The organism is Sphingobium sp. B1D7B (genome assembly GCF_025961965.1).
GTDB lineage: Bacteria > Pseudomonadota > Alphaproteobacteria > Sphingomonadales > Sphingomonadaceae > Sphingobium.
Genome location: NZ_JAOQOR010000001.1, coordinates 1,955,022 through 1,971,696 on the forward strand (window position 1 = coordinate 1,955,022; position 16,675 = coordinate 1,971,696).

The 16,675-nt window shown below is 64.4% G+C and carries 14 protein-coding genes; 12 read left to right on the forward strand and 2 right to left on the reverse strand.

Annotation, left to right across the window (positions count from 1 at the left end):
- Positions 1 to 122 precede the first annotated feature (122 nt).
- Together M2336_RS08995 and M2336_RS09000 are read left to right on the forward strand one after the other, a co-directional pair.
- On the forward strand, positions 123 to 716 hold the full coding sequence (locus M2336_RS08995) for a thymidine kinase (protein WP_264574982.1): 594 nt from the start codon (positions 123 to 125) through the stop codon (positions 714 to 716).
- 114 nt (positions 717 to 830) lie between these two features.
- Positions 831 to 1,193, forward strand: coding sequence for a DUF6491 family protein (locus tag M2336_RS09000; protein ID WP_264574694.1), 363 nt, complete (start codon positions 831 to 833; stop codon positions 1,191 to 1,193).
- 80 nt (positions 1,194 to 1,273) lie between these two features.
- Here M2336_RS09000 and M2336_RS09005 read toward each other — a convergent pair whose 3' ends face one another.
- Positions 1,274 to 2,629 carry an aldehyde dehydrogenase family protein gene (locus tag M2336_RS09005; RefSeq protein ID WP_264574695.1) on the reverse strand — a complete coding sequence of 452 codons (1,356 nt, stop codon included), beginning with the start codon at positions 2,627 to 2,629 and terminating at the stop codon, positions 1,274 to 1,276.
- 118 nt (positions 2,630 to 2,747) lie between these two features.
- Positions 2,748 to 3,602: a hypothetical protein gene (locus M2336_RS09010; RefSeq protein ID WP_264569724.1), complete on the reverse strand. Its 855-nt coding sequence runs from the start codon at positions 3,600 to 3,602 to the stop codon at positions 2,748 to 2,750.
- Positions 3,603 to 3,814: 212 nt separating this feature from the next.
- On the opposite strand from M2336_RS09010, the gene truB reads away from it, so the two are divergent.
- The 10 genes from truB to M2336_RS09060 all read left to right on the forward strand — a co-directional run bounded on the left by truB (position 3,815) and on the right by M2336_RS09060 (position 16,620).
- Complete coding sequence (gene truB / locus M2336_RS09015; RefSeq protein WP_264574983.1) at positions 3,815 to 4,801, forward strand: tRNA pseudouridine(55) synthase TruB; 987 nt, start codon at positions 3,815 to 3,817, stop codon at positions 4,799 to 4,801.
- An 18-nt stretch (positions 4,802 to 4,819) separates the two neighbouring features.
- Positions 4,820 to 5,089, forward strand: a complete 270-nt coding sequence (rpsO, locus tag M2336_RS09020; RefSeq protein WP_181558998.1) for a 30S ribosomal protein S15 — start codon at positions 4,820 to 4,822, stop codon at positions 5,087 to 5,089.
- Positions 5,090 to 5,357: 268 nt separating this feature from the next.
- Entirely contained in the window at positions 5,358 to 7,688 is a 2,331-nt protein-coding gene (gene pnp / locus M2336_RS09025) for a polyribonucleotide nucleotidyltransferase (protein WP_264574696.1), read from the forward strand.
- A 180-nt stretch (positions 7,689 to 7,868) separates the two neighbouring features.
- Positions 7,869 to 8,642, forward strand: coding sequence for an HpcH/HpaI aldolase family protein (locus M2336_RS09030; RefSeq protein ID WP_264574697.1), 774 nt, complete (start codon positions 7,869 to 7,871; stop codon positions 8,640 to 8,642).
- A gap of 157 nt (positions 8,643 to 8,799) precedes the next feature.
- Positions 8,800 to 9,810, forward strand: coding sequence for an ABC transporter substrate-binding protein (locus M2336_RS09035; RefSeq protein ID WP_264592888.1), 1,011 nt, complete (start codon positions 8,800 to 8,802; stop codon positions 9,808 to 9,810).
- Positions 9,807 to 11,765: a nuclear transport factor 2 family protein gene (locus M2336_RS09040; protein WP_264574700.1), complete on the forward strand. Its 1,959-nt coding sequence runs from the start codon at positions 9,807 to 9,809 to the stop codon at positions 11,763 to 11,765. Before M2336_RS09035 ends, M2336_RS09040 begins: the two co-directional genes overlap by 4 nt.
- A 3-nt stretch (positions 11,766 to 11,768) precedes the next feature.
- The gene (locus M2336_RS09045; protein WP_264574701.1) at positions 11,769 to 12,671 is read left to right on the forward strand and encodes a hypothetical protein; all 903 of its coding nucleotides are present in this window, start codon (positions 11,769 to 11,771) and stop codon (positions 12,669 to 12,671) included.
- Positions 12,672 to 12,693: 22 nt separating this feature from the next.
- On the forward strand, positions 12,694 to 13,548 hold the full coding sequence (locus M2336_RS09050; protein ID WP_264574702.1) for an amidohydrolase family protein: 855 nt from the start codon (positions 12,694 to 12,696) through the stop codon (positions 13,546 to 13,548).
- Between the two features lie 9 nt (positions 13,549 to 13,557).
- A complete protein-coding gene (locus tag M2336_RS09055; RefSeq protein WP_264574703.1) occupies positions 13,558 to 13,920 on the forward strand; it encodes a twin-arginine translocation signal domain-containing protein in 363 nt (120 codons plus the stop codon).
- A gap of 135 nt (positions 13,921 to 14,055) precedes the next feature.
- Complete coding sequence (locus M2336_RS09060) at positions 14,056 to 16,620, forward strand: TonB-dependent receptor (RefSeq protein WP_264574704.1); 2,565 nt, start codon at positions 14,056 to 14,058, stop codon at positions 16,618 to 16,620.
- The last annotated feature ends 55 nt before the right edge of the window (positions 16,621 to 16,675 follow it).

Below are 16,675 nucleotides of genomic sequence, written 5' to 3' on the forward strand. Positions count from 1 at the left end.
AGCCCGCATGGTGTAGCACGATGGCGTTGGAATAGAAAGCGAAAGGGCCGGTCATGGCCGGGCGGGGCCTGCGCGGTGTCTCCCCGCTTGTCGAAAAGGCGCCGCGCAGGCAAAGCTGCGGCATGGCCAAACTCTATTTCTACTACGCCTCGATGAATGCGGGGAAGTCCACCAATCTGCTGCAGGCGGACTTCAATTATCGCGAGCGGGGCATGGCGACGATGCTCTGGACGGCGCGGGGGACGGCGCGGGAGGGTGATAATGAAGCAGTGGACAGCATAGGCAGTCGGATCGGCCTCCGGGCTGCCGCCAACAGCTTCGATGTGACGACCGATCTGCACGGGCGCATCCAGGCGGCGCATCTTGAAGGGCCGGTTGCCTGCGTGCTGGTGGACGAGGCGCAGTTCCTCTCGCCAGAGCAGGTCTGGCAGCTCGCCCGCGTGGCCGACGAGCTCGGCATTCCCGTCCTGTGCTACGGGCTGCGCACCGATTTTCAGGGCAAGCTCTTCCCTGGCTCGGCGGCGCTGCTCGGCATCGCCGATACGTTGGTCGAGCTCAAGGCGGTCTGCCATTGCGGACGCAAGGCAACGATGAACCTGCGGGTAGACGAGAGGGGCGAGGCGGTGCGGGAAGGCGCGCAGACGGAGATCGGCGGCAATGATCGTTATGTCGCGCTGTGCCGACGGCATTTCAGCGATGCGATGCGGCGATTCTAGAGTTGCGATGAAGCGATATCATGCAGCGCCGAACGGTTCATCGCCGCTTCACGCGCGTCATGCTATCGTAACGTGATGATCCGGACTCACATCATTATCGGAAGGATGCACGCCATGACCCATTTCAGAAAAGCGATGCTGGCAAGCGCGCTGCTGCTGGCTGGCGCGCCCGTCATTGCCCAGCCGGCCGCGCAGGGCGCCGCCGGCAAGGAAGCGTCGATCCCCTTTGTCGACCAGCGCGGCATTCGCGATTGGCAGGCAGTGAGCGACGATCAAATCTATGTGCAGGCCAGTGGCGGGCAATGGTATCTGGCGACGCTGATGACCGGCGCGCCGGACCTGCCCTTTGCCCAATCCATCGGCTTCGAGACCAAGGGCCTCGATCGGCTCGACCGGTTCGGCGCGATTGTCGTGGCTGGCACGCGCTACCCGCTCAAATCGCTTGTCGAGAGCGGGCCGCCGCCGAAGAAGAAGTAAGCCCGCTCGCCCGTGGCGGGCGGGATGCGGGAGCGGAGAGGGGCTGCCCCTCCGCTCCGCGCGAATGTTCAGGTTGCGTTTCAGGCGGCCGTCTGGTGGATGTATACCGCGCGCTCGTGGCTGAAGGCCTTGAAGCCGAAATAGCCATGATAGCTGCCCATGCCGCTGCCATTGACGCCGCCGAAGGGCAGGCGGTTCTCCAGATAATGCGAGAAGACGCCGTTCACGGTCACACCGCCTGACGAGGTGCGGTTGAGGATCTTCTGCACATTGGCTTCGTCATTGCTGTAGACATACAGAGCGAGCGGCTTGTCGCGCTCCTCAATGTAGCTGATCGCCTGATCGAGATTGTCATAGGTCATCACGGGCAGAATGGGCGCGAAAATCTCTTCCTGCAGGATTTTCATCTGCGGATTGACGTCGGTCAGCAGGGTCGGGTGGATGGTGCGGTCTTCCGCCTCCAGCACGCCGCCTGCGGCAACGGTGGCGCCCTGCGCCACGGCATCGTCGAAGAGGCCCTTCACGCGATTGAAGTTGGCCTGATTGACGACTTGGGCGATGCCTTCCTTCTTGATCTGGCCGTTCTCATAGAGATTCTTCTCGACATTCGCCTTGAAGCCCTCGACCAGCTTTGCCTTCTGGTCTTCCTTCACGAACACATAGTCCGGGCAGATGCAGGCTTGGCCGCCATTGAACTGCTTGGCGCCGGCGAGATCGGCCGCGATCTTCTCGACGTCCGCGCCCTCATCGATGATGACTGGCGACTTGCCGCCCAGCTCCAGCGTGACGCTGGCGAGATGCTTGGCGGCGGCGGTCATCACGATCTTGCCGACCCGCGTGCTGCCGGTGAAGAAGATGTGATTGAACGGCAGGTCGAGCAGTGCGGTGGCGACGCTGACATCGCCCTCGAACACGGCAACCTCATTCTCCTCGAAGACCGACTTCACGATCTTGGCGGCGACCTTCTCGGTGGCGGGGCACAGGTCGGTGAGCTTGAGGATGCAGCAATTGCCGGCCGCGACGGCAGCGGCAAGCGGGCCGAAGACGAGGCCGAGCGGAAAGTTCCATGGCCCGAGGATCAGGCAGACGCCGCGCGCTTCATAGATGATCTGGGCGCGGTCGGTCTCCACCTTGGAGGGCGTGACTTCGGTCGGCTTCATCCAGTCATCGAGATTGTCGAGAATGAGCTGGATGTTGCCGAGGATGTTCAGCACTTCCGTCACGCGGATTTCCGGATCGGGCTTGCGGGTATCTTCCAGCACCGCCGCGACGATATCGTCGGCGTGGGACGCGACCGCGTCCTTAAGCTTGGTCAGCTTCAGGCGACGCTCGGCAGCGGTGGTGGCTTTGACATTCCACTGGTTCGCCTTTTGCAGGGCAAAAACGCGGGCAATGTCATCGGAGATCTGGGAAGCAGTCTGCTGGGTGCCGGTCATGGATCACTCGCCTATATTGGATTGTGGAAGGAATGGCGCCTTGTAGAGGCTTCACGCGCTGCAAGACAAGGCGCTGGTGGCGTCCGCAAGATTTTTTGACAGAGTCATTTCCGGTCGATCACGGCCTGCCCGCGGCACCGGCAGGACGCTGCTCGTATGAGATTCGGATGCGCACCCATTGGCCGACCAGTACCTTGCCACCGACACGGGGCGGGCGCACGCGGAACTGCCATGCGGCGGCCAGAATCGCGCGGTTGATGTCCGATCCATTGGGATATTCTGCCACCGGCACGCAATCGGCCACCCGATAATCGGCAACCGTGCGGCAGGCAATCATGCCCCAGCCCTGGCTGCGCGCGGTCGAGAGATAGCCACGCAATTCCTCGGGATAGGGCTCGCGATACCAGCTGGCGGCGTAGAGCGGTTCGCCATTGGGGCCAGTGCCGTCGACCAGCGGTGTATCGGCTGGTTGTCCGGTGTTCGGTGGTCCCATGGGCGTTGCTGGGCGGGCGGGGGCCGGCGGAGCGGGGGCGGCCGGGCGGATCGCGCGAAGATCGACAGCCGCCATCTGGTCCGGCTTCATCTCGATGAAGGCGGGCTTGCGCGGCGCCGGCGGTGTGACGATCGGCTTTGGCTCGGGCTGCTTGGGCGGCTGCGGTGGGTCGGGGACCGGTTCGGGTTGTTGTTCTGGTTCGGGCTGGGCCTCTTCGGGAACGGGCTCGGGTTCAGCCTGCTCCGGCTCGGTCTGTTCAGGTTCGGGCGCAGGGTCGGGCGGGATCGCGACGTCGAATGTCAGGACATTTTTGTCGGGCGCTTCGCGGGCTTCGAAAGGGGAGGGAGCAAAGGCGATAAGCGCCAGCACGATCAGCCCCTCCACCGCTAATGCGAGGAGAAACGCCGTCGCGCGCTCGCCAAATCGGGTCCGGGCCCGTCCGGTCAGACGCTGGAAGCCGGAGCGGATGCTGTAAATCAACGGACCTCAACTGCATTGGCACCGGACTGGGCGTGGCGGGCGGGGGCGCAACCCACCCTTGCGCCTATAAGCATGCCTATGGCTACAATATGAACAGATCAAGGCACGCGCGGCGGCCCTTGCGGCCAGCGGGGCCTGACAGGCGCTATATGCCTCGCTATGGGCAGCCGATGAACGATCCCGACACTATGCCTGACACCGGGCCCAAGCCGCTGCATGGCTGGCTGATCCTCGACAAGCCGCTGGGCCTTGGCTCCACCCAGGCGGTGAGCGCCGTCAAGCGCGCGCTGCGCGAGGCTGGCCTGCCCAAGGCGAAGGTCGGCCATGGCGGCACGCTCGATCCGCTGGCGACAGGCGTGCTGCCCGTGGCGGTGGGGGAGGCGACCAAGCTGGCCGGGCGAATGCTGGACAGCGACAAGATCTACGACTTCACGATTTGCTTCGGCGCGCAGACCGACACGCTCGATCTGGAGGGCGCGGTAATCGCGACCTCCGACGTGCGGCCCACCCTCGCGCAGGTAGAAGCGGTGCTGGCCCAGTTTACCGGCCCGATCGAGCAGGCTCCGCCCGTCTACAGCGCGATCAAGGTGGACGGCCAGCGCGCTTATGATCGCGCGCGGGCGGGCGAAGAGGTGCAGATGAAACTGCGGGCGGTGATTGTTCACGCTCTCTCGGTCAACGCCGCCCCCTCCGTTCGTGTCGAGCGAAGTCGAGACACCGCTGCGTCGCTCGCGGGCATCTCGACTTCGCTCGATGCGAGCGGACGAGGAGAAATGGCGGACGAGGGCGAAACCCTTGAAGCCGTCACCCTCACTGCCCATGTTTCGAAAGGCACCTATATCCGCAGCCTGGCGCGGGACATCGCGCTGGCGCTCGGCACGGTCGGGCATGTGACGATGCTGCGCCGGGTAAAGGCCGGTCCGTTCACCCTGGATCGGGCTATTTCACTGGACATTCTGAGCGATGCTGGTAAAGGGCGCGCCATTGCGCAGCATATGCTGCCATTGACGGCAGGGCTGGACGACATCCCGGCTCTCCCCGTCACCTCGCAGCAGGCGATGGCCTTGAGACAAGGCCGGACACTGCCCGGGGACCCTCGCAAGCAAGGGCTCATGCTAGCAGCCGAGGGCGATACGCCTGTGGCGCTGGTGGAGGCTTTGGGCCCGGAAATCCGGGTCGTGCGGGGCTTCAATCTCTGATTTTGGAAAGGAATGACGATGTCGATTACGGCTGAACGCAAGGCGGAACTGATCAAGGACAATGCCCAGCAAGAGGGCGATACCGGTTCGCCGGAAGTGCAGGTTGCGATCCTCACGGAGCGCATTTCCAACCTCACCGAGCACTTCAAGGGCCACCACAAGGATAATCACAGCCGCCGCGGCCTGCTGATGATGGTCAACAAGCGTCGTTCGCTGCTCGACTATCTCAAGAAGAAGGATGCGGGGCGCTATACCGCTCTCATCGCGAAGCTCGGCCTTCGCAAGTGACCCAATCGTTCGGCCCGCTTCGGCGGGCCGTTTACGTATTGCGTCACCCCCGCGCATGCGGGGATCCAGCACGAGACAGGCGCGGGAGCGCCGTCCAAGGCTGAGATGACAGAACTGGACTCCTGCTTTGGCGGGAGTGACGAGGAGGGGATGGCACTTCGGCCAACCTCTTTGTGGGACGCAAGACTAGTCCCGAACCGCCGCGGGCCGGCTTAGCCCGCACTGCAGCCCCGCCGCGCAATAGGGCCGGTGGGTGGAAGGAAAACCAATGTTTGATGTGAAGACAGTAGAAATCGAGCTGGGCGGAAAGACCCTCAAGCTCGAAACGGGCCGTATTGCCCGTCAGGCCGACGGCGCGGTGCTCGCGACCTATGGCGAAACGGTTGTGCTGTGCGCTGTCACCGCCGCCAAGTCGGTGAAGGAAGGGCAGGACTTCTTCCCGCTCACCGTTCACTATCAGGAGAAATTCTCGGCTGCCGGGCGTATTCCGGGCGGCTTCTTCAAGCGCGAGCGCGGCGCGACGGAAAAGGAGACACTGGTCTCCCGCCTGATCGACCGCCCAGTGCGTCCGCTGTTCCCGGAAGGGTTCTACAACGAGATCAACGTGATCGCGCAGGTTCTCTCCTTCGATGGCGAGACCGAGCCCGATATTGTGGCGATGATCGCGGCTTCCGCTGCGCTCACCATTTCCGGCGTGCCTTTCATGGGCCCGATCGGCGCCGCGCGCGTCGGCTACAAGGATGGCGAGTATCAGCTCAACCCGAGCCTCGATGAGGTGAAGACCGGCGAGCTCGACCTCGTTGTCGCAGCCACCGACACCGCCGTGATGATGGTGGAATCGGAAGCCAAGGAGCTTTCCGAAGACGTCATGCTCGGTGCCGTCATGTTTGCTCACGATGCTTCGCGCAAGGTCGTCGACGCGATCATTCAGCTGGCCGAGAAGGCCGCCAAGGCTCCTTGGGAAATCGACCTCTCCGACAATACGGCGGACATGAAGGCCAAGCTCAAGAAGCTGATCGGCAAGGACATTGCCGCCGCCTACAAGCTGACCGACAAGTCGGCGCGCTCGGGTGCCTTGAACGAAGCCCGCGCCAAGGCGAAGGAAGCGTTCGCGGCTGAGGGCGCGCAGACCCAGATGGTCGCCAACAAGCTCATGAAGAAGCTGGAAGCGGAAATCGTGCGCGGCGCCATCCTCAAGGACGGGCAGCGTATCGACGGTCGCACGACCACGCAGATCCGCCCGATCGAAGCGATGGTGGGCTTCCTGCCCCGCACGCACGGCTCGGCGCTGTTCACGCGCGGCGAGACGCAGGCCATCTGCACGACCACGCTCGGCACCAAGGATTCCGAGCAGATGATCGACGGTCTGACCGGTCTCTCCTACGAGAACTTCATGCTGCACTATAACTTCCCGCCCTATTCGGTCGGTGAAGTGGGCCGCTTCGGCGCGCCCGGTCGTCGTGAAGTCGGCCACGGCAAGCTCGCCTGGCGCGCGCTGCACCCGGTGCTGCCGAGCAAGGATGAATTCCCCTACACGATCCGCGTGCTCTCGGACATCACCGAGTCCAACGGTTCCTCCTCGATGGCGACCGTCTGCGGCGGTTCGCTCTCGATGATGGATGCCGGCGTGCCCCTGAAGCGTCCGGTCTCCGGCATCGCCATGGGCCTCATCCTGGAAGGCAAGGACTTTGCGGTCCTCAGCGACATTCTGGGTGACGAGGATCACCTTGGCGACATGGACTTCAAGGTCGCCGGTACCTCCGAAGGCATCACCACGATGCAGATGGACATCAAGGTCGCCGGTATCACGCAGGAGATCTTCGAGGTCGCGCTGCGTCAGGCCAAGGACGGTCGCGCCCACATTCTGGGCGAGATGAGCAAGGCGCTGGGCGAAGTCCGCACCGAACTCTCGGCTCATGCCCCGCGCATCGAGACGCTGCAGATCGACAAGAGCAAGATCCGTGAAGTCATCGGCACGGGCGGCAAGGTCATTCGCGAGATCGTCGCGGAGACGGGCGCCAAGGTCGACATCGACGACGAAGGCCTGATCAAGATCAGCTCGTCCGACGTGAACCAGATCGAGGCGGCCAAGGCCTGGATCCTCGGCATCGTCGAGGAAGCGGAAGTCGGCAAGGTCTATAACGGCAAGGTCGTCAATCTGGTCGACTTCGGCGCGTTCGTGAACTTCATGGGCGGCAAGGACGGCCTCGTCCACGTCTCGGAAATCCGCAACGAGCGGGTCGAGAAGGTGGCGGACGTCCTCAAGGAAGGCCAGGAAGTCAAGGTCAAGGTCCTCGAGATCGATCCGCGTGGCAAGGTGCGCCTCTCCATGCGCGTTGTCGATCAGGAAACCGGCGAGGAGCTGGAGGACACCCGTCCTGCCCGCGAACCGCGCGGTGACCGTGGCGACCGGGGTGATCGCGGCGACCGTGGTCCGCGTCGTGACGGCGGCGGCCGTGGCGACCGTGGTCCCCGCCGGGATCGCGGTGGTGACCGTGGCGGCGAGCGTGGTGAACGCGGCCCCCGCCGCGAGCGCAGCGATGATGACGGCCCGGCGCCCGAGTTCGCGCCTGCCTTCCTGAAGCGCGACGACGACTGATCGCCTTCAAAGCGAGATTGAGAGAAGCCCCGCAGCGATGCGGGGCTTTTTTCATGCCCACGGTCCGAGCGGGCGTTGCAGCTCTGCAAAGACTCCGAGCCGTTCGAGACAAGCGGGCGCCGTCGGCCTGCGCACAGTGGCTTTTTGCGCACCGGTGCAGCGGATCGAACAGGGCGGTTAGTGGACAATTTCGTAGACTATGCGCTGCAGCGGGCCGCGCAGGGGCGGGGCCTGCTGGGGACTTGGGTCAAGCTGCCGTCGCTGGAGACGCTGGAGCTGATCGGCCATGCCGGCTTCGATGTCGTAGTGATCGACATGGAGCACGCCCCGCACACTCTCGAGCGTGCCTACACGCTGATCGCAACTGCGCAGACGATGGGCATGGCGGCGCTGGTTCGGCTGCCCGATCATAGCGGATCGCCGATCCAGCCCCTGCTGGACGCTGGCGCGGACGGCCTGCTGGTGCCGCGCATTACCAATCCTGCCGATGCCCATGCGGTGTGCCGCAAGATGGTGTTCAGCCCGGCCGGGGAGCGGGGCCTCGGCCTCACCTCGCGTGCCGGTCGCTGGGGTCTGGCGCCGATTCCGGAGTATGTCGCGCGGGGCGACGGGCAGTGCCTGCGCATGATCCAGCTTGAGGACTGGGCCAGTCTGGAGCGGACTGCGGAATTTGCGGCGGTCGAGCATGTGGGCGGCATTTTCATCGGCCATGGCGACCTGTTTCTCTCCAGCGGCAAATCGGCCGCGCATCCCGATGTTGAGGCGCTCACCGCCGCCATGCTCGCCGCGACCAAGCAGGCGGGCCTGCTGTCTGGCGTGGCCGTCGGCACCGCGCAGGAAGCCGCGCCGTATCTGGCGATGGGCTTCTCGCTGGTGATGGTGAGCAATGATGCGATGATGTTCGCGCACGCCGCGGCGCAGACGGTGCAGGCGGTGCGGGGAGGGCTGGATTGAGGCGAGCGAGGCGCAGCCCAGCCTGCGCTATTTGTCCTCGACGGAAGCCAGTTTTTCCTCGCGCGGCATCAACGCGCATTTGAATTGCGGCCCGCCAGCGTGGGCGCCTAGCGTGAATGAATAGGGCCGGGCCAACAGGTTGCGGTGTTGAGGAGGGATGACGGTGCGCACAATCAGGAACAGTCTCGCAATGGCGGCCATGCTCGCGGCCGGCGCGCTCCTTCCCGCGAGTGCCACAGCCAGGGATGAGGGGAAGCCGGGGCCGATTGCCGTGTACGGCAATATCCAAACTTTCGAGATCGCACCCGTGCTCCTGGCGGCCAAGACTTTCTATCCCGATGCTGCCACGGTGAAGATGGGCGGCATTCCCAATCTGGTTGGAGAGCCGATCATTGCCGGCTTCGGCGAGGAAGGCGTGGCGGATGTCGCCACGCATGCCGAAACGCAGGCGCTGCGCTACTCGGTCAAGCATCCCAATCTGCGCATCATCCTGCAGGTGACCGAGGGGCATTATCGCATCGTTGCGCGGAAATCGGCGGGGATCGCGAGCGTCGCGGACCTCAAGGGCAAGCGCGTCGCGTCGATCCCGCAGACGTCCTCGGGCTATTTCTTTCACAAAATGCTGGCCCAGGCTGGCCTGTCCTATGACGATATCGAGGTCGTCCGTACGCCGGGCCCGCTCAGCGAGATGACCAAGGCGCTCGCCGAACGGCGCGTCGATGCCGTGATCATCTGGGAGCCGGAGAGCGAGAACAGCGCGCGCGCCTTGGGTAACGACCTGATCGAGTTCAGCGGCGATGGCGTTTATGCCGAGCAGTTCAACCTCAACAGCACGGCGGAAAATCTCGCCGATCCGGTCAAGCGCAAGCAGATCGTCCGCTTCGTCCGTGCCGTGATCGATGCGGCGGCGGCGCTCCGCAAGGACCCTGCAGCGGCGCAGGCCCTCGTGGTGGAGCGGGGCGGCCATTCGGTGGAGGAAGTGCAGACGGCGTGGAAGCACCACGCCTTCAACGCTGATTATCCTGCCGACCTGCTCGATATCATGACTGAGGAAGAACAGTGGCTGGCAGAGCGTGACAAGCGGCCGGCAAGGTCGCGCGCGCAGCTTGCGACGCTGATCGACCGCAGCGTGTACGAAGAGGCGCTGGCGCTGGAGCCGACGACGTGAGCGAGCCGGGGCGCATGATCCTCTCACGACGCGCGATCCTGCTCGGGAGTGCGGCGACGCTGCTAGCGGGCTGCGCAACGTCACGGATGGCGTCTGCGGGGGCGGGCAGTGACGCTGCGGACCTGACTGCGCGCCTCGCGGATGTCCGCGCGATCCGCGAGATCAAACGCCTCCAGCATGTCTGGGCGCATTATGCGCAAGCCGGCCAGTGGGCCGACATGGCGCGTCTGTTCGCCGCTGACGGCCTATGGACCGACGGCACGCAATCCGTGACAGGCCGCACACCCATCGAGGCGCATCTGCGCAGCACGATGGGCGGCGACAGTCGTGGACTGCCGGCAGGGCATCTCAATCTGCGCCTGTTCCTCAGCCCGGTCATCACCCTCGCGCCCGACGGCCAGTCCGCGCGCGGACGCTGGCATGAGGTGGCGATGACGGGCGTGAACGGCCAGTCGGCTGGCTGGGCCGGCGGCATTCACGTGATCGATTATGTCCGGGTCTCCGGCGATGCCGGCGGCATGGGTGGCTGGGCGATTGCGCGGATGCACTATCACCCGCAATTTGCCGGCCCTTATGACAAGGGCTGGACGCATGTTGCGCCCAGCGTGCCGATGGTGCCGTTCCACTATACGCCAGATCAGGCCGGTAATCCGTGGGGCGCCAAGCGTCCCGCACCGAGCCCGCTGCCGGTCCGCGAGATCGCAGGGCAGGCCGATCTGCTGGTCTCGCAGGGGCTGGTGCAGAATCTTCAGGCCGCGTTCGGCTTCTATCTCGATCGCAAGATGGACGACGACATTGTCGATCTGTTCACCGAAGATGCGCTGGTCGACATTGCCGGCACCGGGCAGTTTGTGGGCCATGCCGGCGTCCGCCGTGCGCTCGCGCTGTTCGGCGAGGCCGGTCTGAAGACCGGCGAATTGAACGACCGTCCCCAGCTCATGCCGGTCGTGACGATGGATGCGGGCGGACGTAGCGCCACGGTGCGCAATATCGAGATCGGGATGACCGGTCAGCATGGCGGTGAGACCTACTGGTCTGCGACGATCCAGGATTTCACCTGCGCGCGCGGAGAAGGTGGCCGCTGGCGTATCACGGCGCTGCGCCGCGTGCCGGTGATGCGCGCGGCTTATGCAAAAGGCTGGCAGGCGCCGCTTGCGGCCGGTTTGCCCGGCGTGGCTGCGGCGCGACCGGACCGGCCCTCGCAACTGGCCGAACCGTCCTATCCCGGCCATCGACCAGCACCGGCGCGCTTCGCCGATGCGCTCGCGCCCGCGCCATCCTTTGCCGGCACCGGAGATGCAGCAACACTGCTCGCCCGCGCGGCCGCCTTCGATGGCGCGGAAAACATCGCCGATGCCTATGGCTATTATATCGACGAGTTCCGCTGGGACGACACGGCCGATCTCTTCGCCACCGACGGCTGGAAAGAGCTCTCCTATATCGGCACCTATGTCGGGCGGGAGCGTGTGCGGGGGTCGCTGTTCGGGCGCTATGGCAATGCCGGGCGCTCGGCGGCGTTCATGGCCATCCACCAGAAGACGCAGCCCTATGTGACCGTTTCGGAAGACGGGATGCGCGCCAATATCCGCCTGCGCCTGTTCCAGTTCAACAGCGCCGCCAAGGGGCAGGGGTCGTGGATTTCGGGCATCTACGAGAATCAGGCGGTGCTCGAAAACGGCGTCTGGCGCATTCACGGCATGGATCTCGATTATGTCTGGCTCGCCGATTACGCCGGCGGTTGGGCCGCGATCGTGCCGGGCGCCAGCGAGCGCTATCGCCCCAAGCCCGAGGATGTTGCCAAGAACCCGCCGGATGGCCCGCTGCGCGGCGTCACCTTCGCGCCTTATCCCGCCATCGCCCCGATGGGCTTCCATTTCGCCAATCCGGTGAGCGGCCGCGCTCCCGAGACCTTCCTGCACTGGTCGGACGGCCGCCGCGCCGCCGCCACGGAGTAATTCATGTACGAATCCGACGATCCCCGTTCCCGCCTCTCGACTGCCGCAGCCGGGGGAGCCGCGCCTGCCAGCGCCTTCGGGGCCTCCACTTACGCCCGCTTCTATGAAGAGGCCCCACAGGAGACGGCGCCCGGCCTCAAGACTTGGCTCACGCGTGGGCAGAATTTCGTCGTCGCTTACTCGCAGGCGGAAGAAGGCGTGGTGTTCGACCGATCCGGCCAAGTCGACGAATATGTCCTGCTGCTGCCGGATGCGCAGAGCGCGGTGACCATCGAGATCGACGGCGTGCCGCACGAGATCGCTGGCAACAGCATCAACTTCGTGCCGCCGGGCGATAGCCGCATCACGGTCCGCTCGGCTGGCCAGATCGTCCGGCTGTTTTCGCTGGAGGCGCAAGATCTGCTTGCGCGGGTCGTCAATCCGCAGGCCTATGCTGGGCCGCATCCGCAGATTCCGCCGTTCCAGCCGTGGCCTGATCCGGTCGATGGGTTCAAGCTGCGCAGTTACAGCCTGGATGTGCCGGACGAGCCGGGGCGTTTCGGCAAGATCTGGCGATGCACCACCTTCATGGTCAACGTCTTCCCGCCGCAGGGGCCGCGCGATGTGACCAAGCTCTCGCCGCATCATCACGATGATTTCGAGCAGTGCTCCCTGGCGCTGGAGGGCGACTATATGCACCATCTGCGCTGGCCATGGACGGCCAACCAGCATGACTGGCGCGACGACGAGCATGAGCGCTGCGGCGCGCCGTCGGTGTGCGTCATTCCGCCCCGCGTCATCCACACCTCCGCGCCGTCCGCGCCCGGTCGTAACGTGCTGGTCGATATCTTCTCGCCCCCGCGTGCCGATTTCTCGGACATGCCCGGCTGGGTGCTGAACGCGGATGAGTATCCGCGCGCGCAATGATGCAGTCGAGGAGGGGGACGAGATGACATCCTTGACCGATGACGCGGTGCGCAATCCTATCATCGATTGCCATGCCCACATCTTTTCGGCGGACATGCCCGTCACCAGCGGCGCGTGGATCACGCCGGACTATGCCTTTACGGCGGATGACCTGCTCGCGCGGATGGATGCGCATGGCATCCATTTCGCGGTGATCTCCGCGCTCAGCATTTCGGGCAGCTACAATGACTATCTGATTTCCGAACTGCGCCGGCATAAAAGGCTGCGCGGTACCGCGATCGTTCCCCCGGGCACGGATTTCTACGTGCTGGAGCGGATGCGCGACGATGGCATCATCGGCATCCGGCTGCAGCTCGCCCGCGCCGAATATCATGCCGATTATCGCAGCGACGAATATCGGCTGCTGTTTCGCCGCGCCCGCGATCTTGGCTGGCATGTCCATGTCGCCATCGAGGGACAGAACCTGCCGCCGGTGCTCGATGCGCTGGTGGAAAGCGGGGTCGACATCGTGATCGACCATTTCGGCCATCCCGATCCGCAGGCGCCGCTCGATTGCGTCGGCTTCCGCGCGATGCTCGATGCGGTCGACAAGGGACATACCTGGGTCAAGCTCTCGGGCGGCTTCCGCCTGCCGGGGCCGGAAGCCTGGCGCGACGATCCCGATGGCGACCTCGAAAGCCTCGCCCAGCATGTCGCGGAACATCTGGTGGCGCGCGTCGGCACCGATCGCCTGCTGTGGGGCAGTGACGCGCCCTTCGTCGGCTACGAACGCCGCATCGGCTACGAGCAGGTGCTGGCCAGCTACCGCCGCTGGGTGCCCGATCCCGCTCAGCGCGCCCAGATTTGCCGGACTGCACTCAAGCTCTATTTTTCCTGATTGGAGACCATGATGCCCAACACCCAGCTTTCCCGTCGCGGTTTCATCGGTGCGAGCGGCGGCGCCATCGTCGGCGCGGCCATGGTGCCCACCGCCCTTCAGGCAGCCGAAGTGCCGGTGCTCCATGCCGATGGCATCCATGATGATACCGATGCGCTGGAGGCGCTGTTCGCCGGTCGGCAGGTGCGGGTCGCGCAGAAGGACGTCGTGGCGCGCTACGAAAACGGCACGGTTCGGCTGATCAACGGCCGTTACCTCATGAGCCGGCCCGTGCGCGCGCATGGCGATGCCGCGGTCTATACCGGTCACTGCACCTTCCGCATCGGCGAGGGACCGGCGCTGCCTTATCCGGAACTGCAGCAGTTCGCGTGATGAACGCGGGTTCGTAAACGGCATATGCCGGGCAAGGCGTCGTTCAGTGCCGCATCCGGCAAGATTGGATGATGGAGCCCCTCTAGTGCTCCCCCCGAGGCCAGACATGGCTGCACCAATTCGGGAGGGGATGAGATGAAGAGGACTTTCGGTAAGGTTTCAGCGTCCGCGCTGGCGCTGTGTATAGCGCAGACCGGCCATGCGCAGGTCACTGAGGCGGACGGCGTTTCCGAGCGTGGAACCGGGATCGCGGACATCGTCGTTACGGCGACCCGTCGCGCGACCAACCTGCAGGATACGCCGATTGCGATCTCGGCGCTGCCGGCAGACGCGCTGATGGAGCAGGGGCTGACCAACGTCGCCGAAATGTCGCGCGTCGTTCCCAACGTCTCCTTCGAGAAGTCGCAGGCGGCATTCGGCCCCGGCATGAGCGCCTTCATCCGTGGCATCGGCTCGAGCGAGACCAATTTGTCGGGTGAAGCGGGCGTCGCCTTCTATATCGACGATGTCTATTATCCGCTTGTCTTCGGCTCCATGTTCGATCTGCTTGATCTGGAGCGGGTCGAGGTGCTGCGGGGCCCGCAAGGCACGCTGTTCGGCCGCAACTCGCTGGCCGGCGCCGTCAACCTCACTACCCGCCGCCCGGTGCTGGGCGAAGCTTCGGGCTATGGCGAGTTCACAGTCGGCAGCTATGACCGCCGCGAGATGCGCGTCGGTATCAACCTGCCGCTCGGATCGACCATGTCGCTCTCTGTCTCCGGTCTGGTCAAGAAGATGACTGGCTACCAGCGGCAGCTCGATTTCCGCTGCGAAATGATCCGCCGGGGCACGCCTCAGCTGGCCGGTCTGTTCCCGACTGCGGATGCCGGCCTGCTCAACAATTCCGACATCAATCCGCCCAAGGATTGCACCATCGGCCATCTGGGTGGTGAGGATGTGCAGGCCATCCGTGGCCAGATCTACTGGGAGCCCACGCCGCGCCTCAAAATCACCGCCGCGCTGGATTATCTCCAGGACAATTCGGAGGCGGCCATGGATAGCGTCGTCGCCATTAACCCGGCCGTCGCAGCCGGCCGCTCCGCGGTCTCGACGCTGTTCAACCGCTGGACGGCACCGGGCGGCCCGACCTTTGCTTATGATAGCCGCTTCATCACCGGCGACCCTTACACGACCTTCGCGACCTTTGCCGATCCGATCGCGGCTGGCACAGCCATTCCCGGCAACACATTCTACAATGGCTCGCCCTTCCGCGGCGGTATCACGCACCCCAGCAACGTTCCGCAGACGAACTGGGGCGGCAATGCGCGGATTGAATATGAGATCAGCGACAGCATCGATGTCGTCGGCATCGTCGGCTATCGCCGCTATGATGGCGTGTTCGGGTTCGATGTCGATGGTTCGCCCGTCGCCATGGAAAACAATCGCAATGATGTGTTCCAGGATGACTGGACCGGCGAAATCCGCCTGATCGGCAAGACCGGCTGGGCCGATTGGGTCGTCGGCGCCTTCTATTATTGGGCGGATGGCGAACAGCGCTTCTCCGGCACGTCGCCGTTCAACAACACGCAGCGTTACCTGTGGAGCCGTTACACGCCGGAGAGCAAGGCGGTCTTCGCCAACGCCACGCTGCGGCCCTTCGGCGATCGCTTTGGCCTGACGCTTGGCGGGCGCTTCTCCAAGGACAAGAAGGGCGTTGATTATCGCAGCGTGCTGGATGGCACGACGGCCGCCTCGACGCAGTTCACCATCTCGCCCACCGGCCAGACCGTCTTCAACTTCGACATCAAGGACGAGCGGTTCGACTGGAAGGTCGGTGCTGACTACAAGCTGAGCGAGCGCACGATGATCTATGCGTCCGTCTCCACCGGCGCGCGGCTGCCGGGCTTCAATGCCCGTCCGCTCCAGCCGAGCCAGGTTGCGCAATATCCGGGCGATGAAACCCAGTCCTACGAACTGGGCGTCAAGACCGATCTGTTCGACCGGATGCTGCGGATCAACGCTGCGGCCTTCTACACGGACTATAAGACCCGTCCGACGAGCGTCTCGGGTCAGGAATATCAGTTGGGTGCCAATGGGCAGCCAGCCCCAGGGGGTTTCCTCGAAATTCCCAATCCAGTGAATCCCGCGTTCACGACCTGCCGTCCGCTGACGGCGGCTGAGATCACCGCCGGGACGCCGGGCTTTGCTTGCATCGGCCGCACCTTCTACCAGAACACGCCGGGCAAGGTGAAAGGCTTCGAGCTGGAGCTGGATTTCCGTCCGGTCGAGGGCTTGGCGGTCGGCGGCTCAATCGGCTACCACAAATTCTCGTCGGCCGATCTTGATGCCCGCCCGGCCGGCCAGAACCGGCGCCCGGTGGCGATCCCCGAGCTCAAGGCCAATGCCGGCATCCAGTATGAGTTCGATGCGCCGGCTCTGCAGGGCACGGTCACGCCACGTGTCGACTGGTTCTACACCGGCAGCCAGGTCTACAGCCCGGACCGTGTAGAGTATAATCAGGACGGCTATTCGCTCGTCAACGCCCGCCTGACTTACGCGAACAAGGAGTATGATTTCTCCATCGCAGCGGGCGTCACCAACGTCTTCAAGCAGTTCTACTGGCGCAATTACTTCATCTACCAGGCTATCGGCTATCCGCAGATCAACGGCCAGCCGGGCGCCCCGCGTGAGTGGTATCTCACCCTGAACAAGCGGTTCTGATCGGAAGGCGGGCGCTGGCCCGTCACCGACCATCAAGCATAGGCGAGAGGAACAA

What these genes read in the sequence shown, in the direction of transcription:
- M2336_RS08995 (WP_264574982.1), top strand. Translation starts at nt 123, where the DNA reads ATGGCCAAACTCTATTTCTACTACGCCTCGATGAATGCGGGGAAGTCC.
- M2336_RS09000 (WP_264574694.1), top strand. Translation starts at nt 831, where the DNA reads ATGACCCATTTCAGAAAAGCGATGCTGGCAAGCGCGCTGCTGCTGGCT.
- M2336_RS09005 (WP_264574695.1), bottom strand. Translation starts at nt 2,629, where the DNA reads ATGACCGGCACCCAGCAGACTGCTTCCCAGATCTCCGATGACATTGCC.
- rpsO (WP_181558998.1), top strand. Translation starts at nt 4,820, where the DNA reads ATGTCGATTACGGCTGAACGCAAGGCGGAACTGATCAAGGACAATGCC.
- pnp (WP_264574696.1), top strand. Translation starts at nt 5,358, where the DNA reads ATGTTTGATGTGAAGACAGTAGAAATCGAGCTGGGCGGAAAGACCCTC.
- M2336_RS09035 (WP_264592888.1), top strand. Translation starts at nt 8,800, where the DNA reads ATGACGGTGCGCACAATCAGGAACAGTCTCGCAATGGCGGCCATGCTC.
- M2336_RS09045 (WP_264574701.1), top strand. Translation starts at nt 11,769, where the DNA reads ATGTACGAATCCGACGATCCCCGTTCCCGCCTCTCGACTGCCGCAGCC.
- M2336_RS09050 (WP_264574702.1), top strand. Translation starts at nt 12,694, where the DNA reads ATGACATCCTTGACCGATGACGCGGTGCGCAATCCTATCATCGATTGC.
- M2336_RS09055 (WP_264574703.1), top strand. Translation starts at nt 13,558, where the DNA reads ATGATGCCCAACACCCAGCTTTCCCGTCGCGGTTTCATCGGTGCGAGC.
- M2336_RS09060 (WP_264574704.1), top strand. Translation starts at nt 14,056, where the DNA reads ATGAAGAGGACTTTCGGTAAGGTTTCAGCGTCCGCGCTGGCGCTGTGT.